General features: G+C 58.9%; 14 protein-coding genes. 7 read left to right on the forward strand and 7 right to left on the reverse strand.

Annotation, left to right across the window (positions count from 1 at the left end; translation table 11 throughout):
* The first annotated feature begins 11 nt into the window (after positions 1–11).
* Both GOV87_RS03995 and GOV87_RS04000 read left to right on the forward strand, forming a co-directional pair.
* Complete coding sequence (locus tag GOV87_RS03995) at positions 12–470, forward strand: NUDIX hydrolase (protein WP_171210901.1); 459 nt, start codon at positions 12–14, stop codon at positions 468–470.
* A 92-nt stretch (positions 471–562) separates the two neighbouring features.
* Complete coding sequence (locus tag GOV87_RS04000) at positions 563–2,041, forward strand: inorganic phosphate transporter (protein ID WP_171210902.1); 1,479 nt, start codon at positions 563–565, stop codon at positions 2,039–2,041.
* Positions 2,042–2,045: 4 nt separating this feature from the next.
* On the opposite strand, the gene GOV87_RS04005 is transcribed toward GOV87_RS04000, so the two are convergent.
* The 3 genes from GOV87_RS04005 to GOV87_RS04015 all read right to left on the reverse strand — a co-directional run bounded on the left by GOV87_RS04005 (position 2,046) and on the right by GOV87_RS04015 (position 5,013).
* Entirely contained in the window at positions 2,046–3,020 is a 975-nt protein-coding gene (locus GOV87_RS04005; RefSeq protein WP_171210903.1) for a 2-dehydropantoate 2-reductase, read from the reverse strand.
* A 67-nt stretch (positions 3,021–3,087) separates the two neighbouring features.
* Positions 3,088–4,050: a pirin family protein gene (locus tag GOV87_RS04010; RefSeq protein ID WP_171210904.1), complete on the reverse strand. Its 963-nt coding sequence runs from the start codon at positions 4,048–4,050 to the stop codon at positions 3,088–3,090.
* A 117-nt stretch (positions 4,051–4,167) separates the two neighbouring features.
* A complete protein-coding gene (locus tag GOV87_RS04015; protein ID WP_171210905.1) occupies positions 4,168–5,013 on the reverse strand; it encodes a phytanoyl-CoA dioxygenase family protein in 846 nt (281 codons plus the stop codon).
* Between the two features lie 180 nt (positions 5,014–5,193).
* On the opposite strand from GOV87_RS04015, the gene GOV87_RS04020 reads away from it, so the two are divergent.
* Positions 5,194–5,673 (forward strand): twin-arginine translocation pathway signal, encoded by a 480-nt coding sequence (locus GOV87_RS04020; RefSeq protein ID WP_171125607.1) that lies wholly within the window; start codon positions 5,194–5,196, stop codon positions 5,671–5,673.
* Positions 5,674–5,676: 3 nt separating this feature from the next.
* Positions 5,677–6,273 carry a ferric reductase-like transmembrane domain-containing protein gene (locus tag GOV87_RS04025; RefSeq protein ID WP_171210906.1) on the forward strand — a complete coding sequence of 199 codons (597 nt, stop codon included), beginning with the start codon at positions 5,677–5,679 and terminating at the stop codon, positions 6,271–6,273.
* Here GOV87_RS04025 and argF read toward each other — a convergent pair.
* Positions 6,270–7,196, reverse strand: a complete 927-nt coding sequence (gene argF, locus GOV87_RS04030) for an ornithine carbamoyltransferase (protein ID WP_171210907.1) — start codon at positions 7,194–7,196, stop codon at positions 6,270–6,272. The genes GOV87_RS04025 and argF overlap by 4 nt on opposite strands.
* A gap of 75 nt (positions 7,197–7,271) precedes the next feature.
* Complete coding sequence (locus GOV87_RS04035; protein WP_171210908.1) at positions 7,272–8,459, reverse strand: aspartate aminotransferase family protein; 1,188 nt, start codon at positions 8,457–8,459, stop codon at positions 7,272–7,274.
* A gap of 294 nt (positions 8,460–8,753) precedes the next feature.
* On the opposite strand from GOV87_RS04035, the gene GOV87_RS04040 reads away from it, so the two are divergent.
* From GOV87_RS04040 to GOV87_RS04050, 3 genes are all read left to right on the forward strand, one after another.
* Positions 8,754–9,677, forward strand: a complete 924-nt coding sequence (locus GOV87_RS04040; RefSeq protein ID WP_171125616.1) for a DMT family transporter — start codon at positions 8,754–8,756, stop codon at positions 9,675–9,677.
* 70 nt (positions 9,678–9,747) lie between these two features.
* Positions 9,748–10,323, forward strand: coding sequence for a GcrA family cell cycle regulator (locus GOV87_RS04045; protein ID WP_171125618.1), 576 nt, complete (start codon positions 9,748–9,750; stop codon positions 10,321–10,323).
* Between the two features lie 290 nt (positions 10,324–10,613).
* Entirely contained in the window at positions 10,614–11,132 is a 519-nt protein-coding gene (locus GOV87_RS04050) for a GNAT family N-acetyltransferase (protein ID WP_171210909.1), read from the forward strand.
* 139 nt (positions 11,133–11,271) lie between these two features.
* On the opposite strand, the gene GOV87_RS04055 is transcribed toward GOV87_RS04050, so the two are convergent.
* Positions 11,272–12,348, reverse strand: a complete 1,077-nt coding sequence (locus GOV87_RS04055) for a DUF2235 domain-containing protein (protein ID WP_171210910.1) — start codon at positions 12,346–12,348, stop codon at positions 11,272–11,274.
* Positions 12,326–14,617: a xanthine dehydrogenase family protein molybdopterin-binding subunit gene (locus GOV87_RS04060; RefSeq protein ID WP_171210911.1), complete on the reverse strand. Its 2,292-nt coding sequence runs from the start codon at positions 14,615–14,617 to the stop codon at positions 12,326–12,328. The genes GOV87_RS04055 and GOV87_RS04060 overlap by 23 nt, the downstream gene beginning before the upstream one ends.
* Positions 14,618–14,714: the final 97 nt, after the last annotated feature.

Raw genomic sequence — 14,714 nt, forward strand, 5'->3', positions numbered from 1 at the left:
GTGAGCCTGTTTTGACAAAATGGTTGCGAAATATCTGGGAAGAGGTCGCCAGACCTTTGTTCCTGCGCCCCCGCCGGGTGCAGTTCGCCGCCCTTTGCCTGAGAAAAACGCAAAACGGGCCCGAAGTTTTGTTGATCACCAGCCGCGATACGGGCCGATGGGTCATTCCCAAGGGCTGGCCCATGGACGGTTTGGACGGCGCCGAAACAGCCCGGCAAGAAGCATGGGAAGAAGCCGGCGTAAGGCCAGCGAAGCTTGGCCGCAGCCCTGTCGGGCAGTACACATACGACAAAATTCTTAAAGACGGATCGGCTCAGCCGGTTTTGACGAATGTGTACCGGGTGGACGTTCAGGAACTGGCGGATGACTTCCCCGAAGCAGGTCAGCGCACGCGCGAGTGGGTCTCGCCCCAGACGGCCGCTGACCGCGTTTGGGAGCCTGAACTCAGCGAAATCCTACGTCACTTGTAACAAAATCGCTACAATTTGATGACAGAGCGGTTGCCCGCACAGGCGAAACCGTTTAGCGGCGTGCGTCAAATCCAGAAAACCGATGAAACCTCATGTCGAATTCGAATTCCAAAACCCGCTGGCAGGCACTGGACAGCGACTTGCACCGCATTTCACGCGTTGAATCTGCGAATGTTTACGTCGCACGCCCCATGCTTGCCCCCGGCATTGCGCTGGCATTCATCGCGCTGGCCGGGCTGACCGCTGCCGTTTTGTTTGGTCAGGCCGACGGAGGGCTGATCGTTGTCGCGGCAGCGGCGTTCGGGGCGTACATGGCGATAAATATCGGTGCCAACGACGTTGCCAACAACATGGGCCCTGCCGTGGGTGCCAATGCGCTGACGATGGGCGGCGCGATTGTGATCGCCGCCATCGCCGAAAGCGCAGGGGCTTTGCTGGCAGGTGGGGATGTGGTCTCGACAATATCCAAGGGCATTATCGACCCGGCCTCGGTTCAAAACAGCAACGTGTTCATCTGGGCGATGATGGCGGCGCTGATTTCCTCGGCATTGTGGGTAAATCTGGCAACGTGGGTCGGCGCACCGGTATCCACCACGCACTCCGTCGTGGGCGGCGTGATGGGGGCTGGCATCGCAGCAGCAGGTCTGAGCGCGGTCAGTTGGGGTACGATGAGTGCGATTGCTGCAAGCTGGGTGATCTCACCAGTACTTGGGGGCGTTATTGCTGCCGGGTTTCTGGCGTTGATCAAAGCGAAAATCCAATATCAGGACGACAAGATTGCCGCCGCACGGCGCTGGGTTCCCATTCTGGTCGCGGTAATGGCCGGGGCATTTGCGACGTATCTGGCGGTCAAGGGTCTAAAGCGGATCGTCAAAGTGGACCTTGAAGTCGCCCTGCTGGTCGGCTTGGCCGCTGGTTTGTTGGCCTGGGCCGTTACGGTACCATGGGTTCGCCGCAAGTCCGAAGGGTTGGAAAACCGCACGAAATCCCTCAAGACGCTTTTTGGGCTGCCACTGGTCATCTCCGCCGCATTCCTCAGTTTCGCCCACGGAGCAAACGACGTGGCCAATGCCGTTGGCCCCTTGGCCGCCATTGTCCACGCCGCCGAGTTCGGCGATTTCGCGTCCAAAGTGACGATCCCAAGCTGGGTGATGGTGATTGGTGCCTTTGGCATTTCCTTCGGCTTGTTCCTGTTCGGCCCCAAGCTGATCCGCATGGTCGGCAGCCAGATCACCAAGCTGAACCCCATGCGCGCCTTCTGCGTCGCCTTGTCCGCAGCAATCACGGTGATTGTGGCCAGTTGGCTGGGCCTGCCCGTCAGTTCCACCCATATCGCGGTTGGTGCGGTCTTCGGGGTCGGGTTTTACCGCGAATGGCATTCGGACCGCCGATGGAAAACCTCGAACTATCAGCGACCGCCGGAACGCCGTTTGGCGCGCGAAGAACACAAGCGGCGCAAGCTGGTGCGGCGATCCCATTTCATGACGATCGTGGCAGCATGGGTCATCACCGTACCCGCCGCCGCAACAATGTCAGCGGTTATTTTCTGGATACTGACGGCCTTTCAATAAGGCGTTAGGACGTGATCCCCTCTGGACCCATTGCGGTTTGCGGTTTCTGTTCGATCAGAGTTCGCACCCGCCGACAGATTGGCGTGGGAATACCGCTGGTTTCACCCAGCCGGACGATTTCCCCCTGCAGGCTGTCGATTTCTGTCGTCCGTCCCGCCAGCAGGTCGTAGGCCATGGATGTGCGCGCCGAGGGGTCAATGCTGACCATCCGCGCAGCTATTCTTGAAAACACGGGTGTCGGCAAACGTAGAATATGCGGCGTCATCCACGCCGGCAACGGCGTGGTCGAGGCGACAGGAAGACCGGCTGCCTTCAGAACCGCCAGCGCCTCGGTCATCTGGTCCGCCATCAGGCGACGCCAGTTTCGATCGAGAAGTTGCTGTTTCAGGGTCAGCCCGGAAAGCGCGTTCAGCGCGTTGTTAAGATTGATGACCAGTTTGCCCCATTGCACGGCATCGATGTCGTCACTTTCGACCACAGGCATATCACTACTGCTCAGAAGCCGCCCCAAGTCGCCCGGGCCACTTTGAATTACAATCTCGCCGGATGTCGCCCTGTGGAAACTGCCAGCACCAGATGGGACGACGTTGAAAGGCACCATTCCTGCACGGACATCATAGTCCGGTAGAGCGGCGCGCAGAGTTCGGACGTTTTCCATCCCGTTTTGCCACGACAGTACAGGGGCCGTTTTGGGCGCATGTTTCGCGATCTGTGCCGCCATATCTGCCGTCGCGCCGGTTTTGACAGTCACGATCGCCAGATCGGCGTTTTCCATCCCTTCTGGCGATTGGGTCAGGGTCAGTTTCACAGCGGGCACGCGGCGATTCAGGTCCGCAAAATCGCTGACCCTAAGCCCCTGTGCACGGATTGGATCAAGAACATAGGCACGCCCCAACAAGGTCACGTCATGCCCAGCCTCCGCCAACAATGCCCCGCAGTAACATCCAATGCTGCCCGCGCCCGCAATCACGATTTTCATGGCATCCTCCGTCTAGGCGCAAGGATTGCCGGGATTTAGGACGCGGACAAGACCCCATTACGTTCGGTTAGCGCGCCAACCTCGGGCGGGTACGTGCCAATTCTTCCGAGATCGGAATGAACTCCTGATCGTCGCCGGGCGGCAGGTGAAATGCCCCGTTTGCCCAGTCGGCCGTCTTCCACTCGCGGGTCGCTGTCTCGATCTTTTCTTTCGAGGACGACACGAAATTCCACCAGATATATCGGTCCTCATTCAATGTCGCGCCCCCCAGAAGCATCAGGCGCGCGCCCAACGGGCCTGCCTTGACCGACAGGCGATCACCGGGACGAAAGACCATCATTCGACCCTCCTCAAACGTGTCGCCCGCAATCTCGACAGAGCCTTGGGTGACATAGACGCCGCGATCCTCATGATCATCCGGCAACGGGAAAGAGGCGGCCGGATCCAACTGAACGTCGAGGTAAAAAGTCTCAGACAGCATCGTAACGGGGCTGGTCTCACCATATGCCGACCCGAGGATCAATCTGGCGCTGACGCCATTGTCCTGAATATTGGGCAACGCACCTTGTTTGTGATGTTCAAAATCAGGGGCCATGTCCTCATGCGCTTCGGGCAGCGCGATCCAGGTCTGGATACCGAACAGGTTGTGCCTTTTGCTGCGTGTTTCTTCGCTTGTTCGTTCAGAATGGGTCACGCCGCGACCTGCCACCATCCAATTGACCTCACCGGGGTAGATCATCTGATGCGTGCCAAGGCTGTCGCGATGCTCAAATTCACCCTGATACAGATAGGTGACGGTTCCCAAACCGATATGGGGATGTGGGCGCACATCAATACCACCATCCGTGATAAATTCAGCCGGACCCATCTGATCAAAGAAGATGAAGGGCCCCACAAGCTGTCGTTTGACCGACGGCAAAGCGCGGCGCACTTCGAACCCGCCCAGATCACGAGCGCGGGGTATGATCAGCGTTTCAAGGGCTGAATTCTCGGAAACACATTCGGGGTTGTGTGTGGGATTCCAACTCATTCCTGCACCTCTTGCGTTCAAAGAACTTTTGTTCACTGGTACAGGATATAGGGTTAAATTTACCGAATAAACTTGCAAAACTGCACATAAATCGTGCGGAACTTTCCCGACATATCCTCATTCGCCAATGGGTCGCGGCCAAAGCCGGGGAAAGAACGCACCGTCTAGCCGATCACCTTCGCGATACCCCGCCGCTTCGAATTGCGCGCGTTCCTCCTTGGCCCAGTCCCCTCGATACCGAATGAGCCCGTCCGGGGCCGTCATCCGCAGCGTAAAACGCCGCACCGTTTCGGTCGGCGTGACGGAGGAAAGCCCCCCGTGCAGGGTTCGCATATCGAAAAAAATACAATCCCCCAGCTCCATATCCCATTGCAGCAGGTCAAAGGCATCGGGATTTGCATTGACGTCTGGCGGAGGGTGGTAGGTGAGGCCGGCCACCTCGGTCGGTTCATAACTGGGATGCCCATCCGCGAAACGCACCCGCATGAATAGCTTGTCCCACAAATGCGATCCTTTCACGAATGCGATGCCATTCTGCTTGCTCACTGGCTCCAAAGGAAGCCACAGGACACACATCGTTCCCTCGAAATCGAAATAGGACAGGTCCTGATGAAATGGAGGGCGAGACATCGACCCGGCCTCACGTAGAAACCAGTTATCCATGACCAGATTGATCGAGGGCGCGCCCAACAACTGCGCCGCAAGCGGGGCACAGGGTGAGTTGAATACGAAATCCGTAAATTGTGGGATTTTGTTCCACGCCCAAAAATCTTCGAAGTAACCCGGCGCATCCGGGTCTTTCGTGTGGCGGGTAAAATTTTCAGTAGGTGCTGTCAGGTCAGCGTCGATCCCATCGCGCAGTGTCTGCAGCCAAGACGCAGAAAATTTTGAGCGTAAGACGACTGCTCCGTCCCGCTGGAACGCAGCAACTTCTGCGGCTGAAACGTGCTCGGACTGGGTCATGGGCGAGGGCCTTCCGACAGGAGGGGCGAGTACAAAGGATCGCACCCGGCGGGCGGGCCGTCAAAGCAATTCACAATTCCCTCTGTTGGCTCGAAATATCGTTCGTTCGTGCTACTCTGTCATGGCGATAGCGCCCGGCTGAACGCGGGCACACGAAATGGCTTTGAAAGCGAGGGGCCCATGACCCGTGTTTCAATCACTCGACGCTCTTTGATTGCTGCAGGCGGAGCTGTCCTTGCATCCGGTCTGCTGTTGCCCGCCCGCGCCAATGGCCTTGCAGCCACCCCGTCAATGCGGGGAGGGGCCAACAATTATCGGCCTGGTGCTCCGATCGTGCAGCGCATTGGCGGCGGCGGGTTCTGGATGACCGGAACAGTCCGGCGCGCGGGAGACGGTGCCCCCCTGCCCGGTCAACGTATTCAGATCTGGGCTCATACGACCGAAGGGCATGAACGCGACCCCCACAGCCACGGCGCGACCTTGACGGATGAAAAAGGAGAGTTCCGGCTGGAAATGCCTCAGATCGTACCCGCCTTTGGTCAGCCGCATGGCCACCTGGCCTATGATAACGGTGAATTCGAAACCGTGTTCCTGCGTCCGGTCATGGCAAGCGCAAGGGACAAGACCTTGGCCGCTCACTTTGTATTGCAACCCGCCTGAGACGTGACGCGAACCGTTGCAGCCTGGGCCGCGCTAACGGTCGTCTTGCTGGTTCCCATCCTTGCGGCCGCAACCAGCCCCTACCTGGCGTGGCGAAGCCCCTTCTACATCGCGGCTGGGTTTGCCGGGATTATCAGCCTGAGTTTGCTATTGCTTCAACCCTTGCTGGCAGGTCGTTGGCTGCCTGGGCTGTCTTCCATGCAAAGCCGTCTATGGCACCGCAGATGCGGCCTTGCCCTGGTGGGTGCCCTTGTCATTCACGTAGCCGGATTGTGGATCACCAGCCCCCCTGACATGTTGGATGCCCTGCTGTTTGTATCACCCACCCCGTTTTCAGCGTGGGGCGTCGCGGCAATGTGGGCTGCTTTCGCCGCAGCCTTTCTGGGTTTGCTGCGGCAGCGCATTCATCTTCGGTTTCGCGTCTGGAGACTTGGGCACGCGGGGCTGGCTTTCATCACGATCGTCGGCAGCGTTGTTCATGCCATGCAGATCGAAGGCACGATGGAAGTTATGTCCAAAACCGCACTTTGCATTCTGATCTTAGTGGCGAGCGTCCGGACGCTCGCCAAACTTCGAGTGTGGGATATAAGCAGGCGCTAGACGCCCAGGCACCAGCGCATGATCGCCTTTTGCGCGTGCAGACGATTTTCCGCCTCATCAAAGATAACCGAGTTCGGACCATCCATGACCTCGGATGTCGCCTCTTCCTCGCGGTGTGCTGGCAGGCAGTGCATGAACAGCGCATCTGGCTTGGCATGCGACATCAACTCTTCATTGACCTGATAAGGTCGCAGCAGGTTGTGACGCCGTTCCTTGGCCGATTGGGAATCGTGCATAGAGACCCATGTATCGGCAACGACAAGGTCCGCGCCTTCGACCGCTTTGAATGGATCGCGTTCGACCACGATTTGCGATCCCTTTTGGCGGGCAAAGCCCATGAACTCTTCCTCCGGGTCGAACTGCGCGGGGCCGGTGAAAGTCAGGTTGAAGCCAAACTGACCAGCCGCGTGCAGGAACGAAGCGCACACGTTGTTGCCATCGCCGGTCCAGACCACTTTTTTACCCGCGATGGGGCCACGGTGTTCTTCGAAAGTCAGGACATCGGCCATGATCTGACAGGGATGGGTGCGGTCGGTCAGGCCGTTGATCACAGGCACGTCCGAGTATTCCGCCATTTCGGTCAGGATCGTTTCATCGAACGTCCGGATCATGATCAAGTCGACATAGCGCGACAGGACGCGGGCGGTATCGGCGATCGTCTCGCCATGGCCAAGCTGCATGTCCTTACCGGACAGCAGCATGGTTTCACCGCCCATCTGACGCACGCCAACGTCAAAAGAAACCCGTGTTCTGGTGGATGGTTTCTCAAAGATCAGCGCAACCATGCGACCTGCAAGCGGTTGGTCGTCATCATGGGCGGCTTTAGGCCGCCCGAGGCGGGCCTGTTTCATCGCTCCGGCCTGGTCAATCATCTTCCGCAGGTCAGCGGCATCAGTTTTGTGAATATCGAGGAAGTGGTTCATATCTTGTCGCTTTTGGTTGGCGGTGGGTGGGGGCCAGCCCCCACACCCCCGAAGTATTTCGGAACAGAAGAAAAGTCAGGCGGTGGTCAGATTGGCGTGAACCTGTTGCGCGGCTTTCTCGAGGCGGATAACGGCCTGCGCGATGTCGTCCTCGGTCAGGGTCAGCGGCGGTAGCAGGCGGATCACATTATCGGCGGCTGGGACGGTGATGACCTCGTTGTCATAGCCCGCATTCACCACGTCGATATTGGTCGGTTTGCATTTCAGACCCAACATCAGGCCGGTCCCTCGCACTTCTTCGAACACATCGGGGTGGTCTGCAATCAGACCTTCGAGCTTTTGCCGCAAAAGGCCTGCCTTTCGGTTGACGCCTTCCAGAAACGCAGGTGTGGCCACCTGGTCGATCACGGCGCAGCCCACCGCACAGCCCAGCGGGTTGCCACCATAGGTCGAGCCGTGTGTTCCCGCAGTCATACCGCTGGCCGCGCTTTCGGTTGCCAAAACTGCGCCAAGGGGAAATCCGCCGCCGATGCCCTTGGCGACCATCATGATGTCCGGGGTGATCCCGGCCCATTCATGCGCGAACAGTTTCCCGGTACGGCCAACACCGCACTGGACCTCGTCAAGGATCAAAAGAAGGCCGTTGTCGTCGCAAATTTGGCGCAGCGCCTTTAGCTCGGCGTCGGGAACCGGGCGAATTCCGCCCTCGCCCTGAACCGGTTCAATCAGGATCGCGGCGGTTTTGTCGGTGATGGCATTTGTAACGCCGTCGAGATCGCCAAAGGTGACATGCACGAAACCGGGAAGCAGCGGGCCGAACCCCTTGGTCATCTTCTCGGATCCTGCGGCAGCAATGCCGGCCGAGGACCGACCGTGGAACGAACCATCAAACGTTATGATCTCGACCCGCTCTGGCTGATCCTTGTCATAGAAGTACTTGCGCGCCATTTTCACGGCCAGTTCGCAGGATTCGGTGCCGGAATTGGTGAAAAACACTGTGTCGGCAAAGGTATGCTCGACCAGTTTGTCGGCCAGCGCCTGCTGCTGCGGGATGTGATAGAGGTTCGAGACATGCCACAGCGCATGCGCCTGTTCGGTCAACGCGTTCACCAACGCCGGATGTGCGTGGCCCAGCGCATTTACCGCTATACCTGCGCCCAGATCCAGAAAACGTCGGCCATCTGCCTCGGTCAGCCAGGCACCTTCGCCTTTCACAAAGGTCAGGGGTGCACGGTTATAGGTCGGCAGAACGGACGGGATCATAGGATCATCCTTTTCGATAAATTGAGCCTCGTGAGTGATACACGAAGGCCATGTTAGTCAACTGATTTGGTGGGAAGTGCGTGGATTCTCAGCGCACACAGGATCAAACGGGCCGATTACGCGGCAATGCGTCGGCGTCGGAGTCGCAGGATATATGCGTGTTTGATCATGGTGGCTCCTATAGCCGTACTCCACTCATCTGAAAACCCCGAATTGCCCGGGACAGTCTGATTTCCTTAACGAGCCGTACAATTGCCGCTTGCCATTTGCCCCGCGCTAGCGCACCGGTGACCTATGACACCCACGCGCCAGAACCCGCCGCTTGCGGCCCTATTGATCGTTGCGGCAAGCGCCCTTCTTGCCGGAACCACCCTGCTGGCCAAGGCGTTGGGAACAGACGTGTTGGGCCCGGCTCTGCACCCGTTGCAGATCAGCCATGGCCGTTTTCTGTTCGCTTTTCTGGTGATCATTGGCGCAGTGGCCGTTCTACGCCCCCGCCTTACCCGCCCGCATTGGGGGCTTCATTTGGGAAGAACCAGCTTTGGTTGGCTGGGAATCACTTTGATGTTCGCCTCGGTCGCATTCATCCCGATTGCCGACGCAACCGCGATTTCCTTTCTGAATCCAGTCTTTGCCATGGTTTTGGCCATCCCCTTGCTGAAAGAAGGTGTTGGCCCCTGGCGATGGCTGGCCGCAGCGGTCGCGCTGGCTGGGGCGCTGATCCTATTACGTCCAACGCCTGAAAGCTTTCAGCCTGCGGCGCTTTTGGCTCTGACTGCCGCCGCCGTGATCGGAATGGAGCTGATCTTTATCAAGAAACTCGCTGGCCGCGAAATTCCGATTCAGATCCTTTTGATCAATAATGCAATGGGGCTGACCATCGCCTCTGTCGCGGTGAGTTTTGTGTATCAATGGCCCACGCCCCAGCAATGGGCGGCTTTGGCTGGGATCGGCCTGCTGATGGCCTGCGCGCAGGCGTGCTTTGTAAACGGGATGGCGCGCGCTGATGCGTCTTTTGTGGCACCCATCAGCTATGCCACGTTGGTCTTTGCCGCGCTTTACGATTTTGCCATATTCGGCGTGATCCCGGATGGAATCAGCATGATCGGCTCTGCGATCATCTTGACCGGGGGGCTGATTCTGGTCTGGCGCGAAGCCCGACACCGTCACACAGCAGCTGATTCGAGAACCGCTTGTAACTCGGCACACAGTGATTAAAATAGGGACCGAGACGAATTCCCAAGGCGGCCCGAATCCGGGGCCGCTTTCCGCTTTTGAAAGGCAAATGATGTCCTGGACTGACGAGCGTGTAGAGCTGCTGAAAAAGATGTGGGGCGAGGGCCAGTCGGCCAGCCAGATCGCCAAGGAACTGGGCGGTGTGACCCGCAACGCGGTGATCGGCAAGGTGCACCGTCTGGGCCTGTCGAACCGCGCAACTGGCGCGACCCCAGCCAAGGCCGAGCCCAAGGAAAAACCGGCACCAGCACCAAAGGCCGAGGCCAAGCCCAAACCCGCGCCCAAAACTGAACCTGCGCGTCCTGCGCCTGCTCCGGCGACCGAGGCGAAGCCTGCCGTGCCCGCCCGCCGTCAGATCATCCCGGCCGGTCAGCCCCTGCCGCCGCAACCCTCGGCCAATGAGATCAGCCCCGAGGCGCTCGCCAAGGTCAACGAGGTCGAGAAAAAGGCCAAGAAGCTGACGTTGATGGAGCTGACCGAGAAAACTTGCAAATGGCCCGTCGGAGACCCCGCGACCGAGGATTTCTGGTTCTGCGGCCTGCCGGTTGAGGCAGGCAAGCCCTATTGCGAAGCGCATGTGGGCGTGGCGTTTCAACCAATGAGCTCGCGCCGGGATCGGCGGCGGTAATTGAGAACCTAAACTCAAGTCTCCATTGTCGAATGCGAAAGGGGCGCAGGCGTTTCGCCACGCCTCTTACCGGAAGTGTTGCATAGTAAAAAACAATGCAAGGCGTAACTAGCTCTGACAAAGGAAACACCTTCACTGAAAGCTGCGAAGGTGTCTTAGATCGAAGTGTCGACTGTGCGGACAAAGCGCCGATTCGCTGCTTTTGCGCCAATGGCGGCTTTCGGTTCGCGGCTGATTGACTCATGCACCCCGTTTCAGCACGCTTTCTATACTTTGTTCGGGGTACCAGAATGACCAATATAATTGTCCGGCTCGCAAGCTGCGAAGACGATATTGAGGCGGCACGTATGCTGTGCCGAGAATGGTTGAAGTGGCACTGGGAAAACTACCCCTCCGATTGGCCTAGGGGTGACGATCATCCAATGGACCCAAAAAGCTTCGAGGCCATATTGAAGGAACTACCCGCTCTGCACGAGCGACCATTGGGCGGAATTATCGTTGCATCGGTGGATGGCAAACCGATGGGGTGCGTCATGTACAGTGAAGCCCGTCCCGGCACCGCCGAGTTCAATCGAATGTTTGTAAGTCAGGCAGGGCGCGGCCTCGGACTTGGCCGCAGACTGCTGAACGAAATGTTCGAGCAGTTGGCAGCAGATGGGTACAGTCACGTCTTCTTCTCTTCAGCTACGTTTCTGACACAAGCCCGGGCGATGTATGAGGACGCTGGCTTTGTTCCCATGCCGCAACCAGAAAGCTTCCCGGATAAGTGGCAAGACAAGGTCTACTTCATGGAGCGTTCGCTCGCCTAGCCGCGCAAAGTTTGCGACTTTTCCTGTGTCCATGTCGTGCAAAGCGGGCTTTCGCCCGTCGCGCAGCATCTTTCAAAATGGGTTCGACTTGACATTGAGCCGTAAGTGATCTTGTAACCCCTGGCCCACCTTCAGCCTTTCACTGCGCCGGATGTGACGGCAAATCCGGCATCGGCACCCAGCCGGGTAGTTCATCCGGCGACACAGAGACATGCAGACGCTCGGACCGGTCCCGCCCAACTTTGCGATGCTTGCGCAGCAGGAAAATCTTGCCCCAGCCGCGCCATGTTCCCACCGAGCGCGCCTGGGTGTCGGTCGGGAACCGCTCACGCCAACCTTCGGGCAGGGGCAAACCGTGCATCTCGGCCTTGTCCAGCATCCAGATGAGGGAAATGTTGCTGAGGGGTCTGGCCTCTTCGAACCCGTTCAACTGGCCCCCGACATCGCCGTGGGTACCTCGGAACCAGACCTGCTCGACGTGGCCTTTGAACTCGGGGGTACATTTCCACAATACCGGTTCGAACACTTCGCGCGTCTCGTCCAGCGCCATGGCATGATAGCCGTGGCGGGTGGCGGGGCCAAGCTGGTGGTTGTGGAAAGCATGGCGTTCCTCGGCCCAGCGCCACAGCAGCGGCAGGCGCAGGCCCAGCGCTTTCACCGTGTCCCAAACGCCGACCATCTCAATTGCCACATCCTCGTGACAGAACTGTTTGCGGAAAGCGCCTGCAGCGGCACCATTGGCGTTGCACTCATAATGGCGGTACGCCTGCTTGATATTCCGCTCGGTCGCGTGTTCGGCCTTGAGCAGCCCGATCAGGTCGATCACCCCGGCAAGGCTGCGCACCCCGTAAGCCCCGCGTGAATAGCCGATGAAATAGATACGATCGCCGGGCTTGTAGCGCGACGCCAGATAGCCATAAGCGCGCCTGATCTGGCGGTTGATCCCCCGCCCCATCATCACGTCCAGCGAGGACTTCCAGCTCTCCCACTGCACGCCGGATTCATAGAAAACCGAGACCTTGCTGCCCATCTCACAGCACAGGCGCAAAGTCTGGCCTGCATGGGTCTCCCGGCCCGGTTCCAGCGTCGACATTGTGCCGTCGAGGATAATCACATGGCTCATCGGTTCGCGGTGGCGTGACTCGGCCGAGTGCTCGGACCGCAGAGGCCGTCCGAGCCATCCTAGTACCTTTCTACTCAGCCGCGACAGAACCATGCGTCAGCAACTCCCATACTTTGTGAGGTGTAAAAGGCATATCCGCCTGCCGCACCCCGTAATCCCAGAGCGCATCCTGAACCGCATTTGCCACAGCGGCCAGCGCGCCCACGGTGCCGGCCTCACCGCATCCCTTCATCCCCATCGGGTTGGAAGTTGACGGAACCGGCACCGACGTAAACTTAATCATGGGTATCTCGGCGGCGCGCGGCAAGGCATAGTCCATCAACGAAGCCGTGAGCAGTTGCCCCTGCGCATCATGCACAACACGCTCGGTCAGCGCCTGTCCGATCCCCTGGACCACACCGCCATGAACCTGCCCTTCGGCCAGCATCGGGTTGATAAGGTTACCAAAATCATCGACGACTGTATAGCGGTCGACCCATGTTTCTCCGGTGTAAGAATCAATAACGATTTCGGCAACATGCGCGCCATTGGGATAACTGCGCGCATCCAGGTTGGCGCGCGCCTGATGTTGCAACAGATCGGTTCGGCCATCGGCGCGGGCCATGTCAGCGGCCTCGGTCAGGGTTGGTGTTAGGTTCGACCCTGATGCGCGGAATGTTTCGTGGTCGAAGCTGATATCGCTTTCCTCGACCCCCATCTTATCCGCCAGATACGGCGTGAACGCGGCAAGCATGACGTCGATTGTCGCCAGCGTTGCCGTACTTTGCACCGTAACGGACCGAGACCCCCCGGTGCCGCCCCCATGTGGCAGTTGATCGCTGTCACCCTGCACTACATTGATCCGGTCTACCGGAATCCCGGTCTGATCCGACAGGAAATGGGCATAAACTGTCTCATGCCCCTGCCCATTCGATTGGGTGCCGACATAGAGGTTCACGGCGCCATCCTCGCAGAACTCAACTTTCGCGTTCTCGGAAGGGTCCCCCAGAATACTTTCGATATAGTAACAAAGACCCTGCCCCCGGATCAGGCCGCGTTCGGCATCGGTCGCCTTGCGCGCGTTGAACCCCGCAGTTTGGCTAGCTGTGCGTGACAGGATCATATTGAAATCACCGACATCGTAAGTCTCGCCGGTCGCAGTTCTGTATGGAAATGCCTCGGGGCGGATGAAATTCTTGCGGCGCAACTCCCAGGGATCGATGCCCAATTCACGCGCGGCGCGGTCCATGACACGTTCAAGGACATAGATCGCCTCGGGTCGTCCGGCCCCGCGATAGGCATCGACCTGCGTGGTGTTGGTGAAGAACCCCTCGACCCGCAGATAGGTGGTCTGGACGTCATAGACCCCCATCAGCACCCGGCTGAACAGGTTGGTCTGGATCGCCTGACCGAAATGGCTGTTATACGCACCCAGATTGACCTTGCTGTGCACACGATAGGCGGTGATCCGGTGGTCGTCGTCAAATGCCAGTTCCGCAAGTGAAGTCAAATCGCGGCCATGATGATCGGCCAGCATCGCCTCGGACCGGTCCGACATCCAGTGGACGGGTTGTCCCAGCTTCATCGCGGCAACGGCGGTGCAGAAATACTCGGGGTAGGGCATTACCTTCATGCCGAACCCGCCCCCAACATCCGGGGTGGTGACGCGGATCACCTCAGGCTCCAGCCGCAGTTTTTCGGCCAGCTGTGCACGCATCGCCCACACCCCTTGCCCGCCATAGGCAAAATGCAGGCGGCCATCGACCCAGTTGGCCTGACAGCCGCGCGGCTCGATCGAGGTTATGATGACCCGGTTGTCGGCCACATTCAGCGAAACCCTATGCGCTGCAGCCTGAAATGCGGCCTCGGTCGCCGCCTCATCGCCCAGCCCCCAGTCAAAGGCGCGATTGTCGGGAGCGTCTTGGTGTAAAACTTCCCCACCCGCATCTACGTCCAGCTTTGCGGGCAATTCGTCGATCTCGGCCCAGATCATCTCGGCTGCGTCGCGGGCCTGTGACGGGGTATCGGCAATGACAACAGCGATCGGCTCGCCGACAAAGCGCACACGGTCGCTAGCCAGCATCTGACGTTCCGGCGCGGCGGCTTTCGATCCGTCCCGATTGTCCACGATTGCGGCGTTCATCACGGTGTCGATCCCTGCGGTTTTCAGATCGTCCAACGTCATCACCAGACGCACCCCATCCGCCGACCGCGCCTCTTCTAGGTCCAGACTGGATATCACCCCATGCGCCACCTGAGAGCGCACGAAAACAGCGTGCAGCGCACCCTCGGGCACCACATCATCCATGTAATGCCCCTGCCCGGTCAGAAACCTCTGATCCTCGGTCCGTTTGACCGGCTGACTCTTACCGAACTTTTCCATGGATCGCTCCTGCCGCTGCTCTACCGCGCGACACTAGCCTGCGAGGGGACGATGTCCATAGGGGGCCTTCCCCTTGGCGCATCCATTCGCTATTGCA

It is taken from the genome of Ruegeria sp. HKCCA5426, from assembly GCF_013034585.1.
In the GTDB taxonomy this organism is placed as follows: domain Bacteria; phylum Pseudomonadota; class Alphaproteobacteria; order Rhodobacterales; family Rhodobacteraceae; genus Ruegeria.

Bases quoted from the DNA above. Each gene is read 5' to 3' on its own strand.
- GOV87_RS04055 (WP_171210910.1), bottom strand. From the start codon at position 12,348: ATGGTTCTGTCGCGGCTGAGTAGAAAGGTACTAGGATGGCTCGGACGG.
- GOV87_RS04010 (WP_171210904.1), bottom strand. From the start codon at position 4,050: ATGAGTTGGAATCCCACACACAACCCCGAATGTGTTTCCGAGAATTCA.
- GOV87_RS04045 (WP_171125618.1), top strand. From the start codon at position 9,748: ATGTCCTGGACTGACGAGCGTGTAGAGCTGCTGAAAAAGATGTGGGGC.
- GOV87_RS04040 (WP_171125616.1), top strand. From the start codon at position 8,754: ATGACACCCACGCGCCAGAACCCGCCGCTTGCGGCCCTATTGATCGTT.
- GOV87_RS04015 (WP_171210905.1), bottom strand. From the start codon at position 5,013: ATGACCCAGTCCGAGCACGTTTCAGCCGCAGAAGTTGCTGCGTTCCAG.
- GOV87_RS04035 (WP_171210908.1), bottom strand. From the start codon at position 8,459: ATGATCCCGTCCGTTCTGCCGACCTATAACCGTGCACCCCTGACCTTT.
- GOV87_RS04005 (WP_171210903.1), bottom strand. From the start codon at position 3,020: ATGAAAATCGTGATTGCGGGCGCGGGCAGCATTGGATGTTACTGCGGG.
- GOV87_RS04020 (WP_171125607.1), top strand. From the start codon at position 5,194: ATGACCCGTGTTTCAATCACTCGACGCTCTTTGATTGCTGCAGGCGGA.
- GOV87_RS04000 (WP_171210902.1), top strand. From the start codon at position 563: ATGTCGAATTCGAATTCCAAAACCCGCTGGCAGGCACTGGACAGCGAC.
- argF (WP_171210907.1), bottom strand. From the start codon at position 7,196: ATGAACCACTTCCTCGATATTCACAAAACTGATGCCGCTGACCTGCGG.
- GOV87_RS04060 (WP_171210911.1), bottom strand. From the start codon at position 14,617: ATGGAAAAGTTCGGTAAGAGTCAGCCGGTCAAACGGACCGAGGATCAG.
- GOV87_RS04050 (WP_171210909.1), top strand. From the start codon at position 10,614: ATGACCAATATAATTGTCCGGCTCGCAAGCTGCGAAGACGATATTGAG.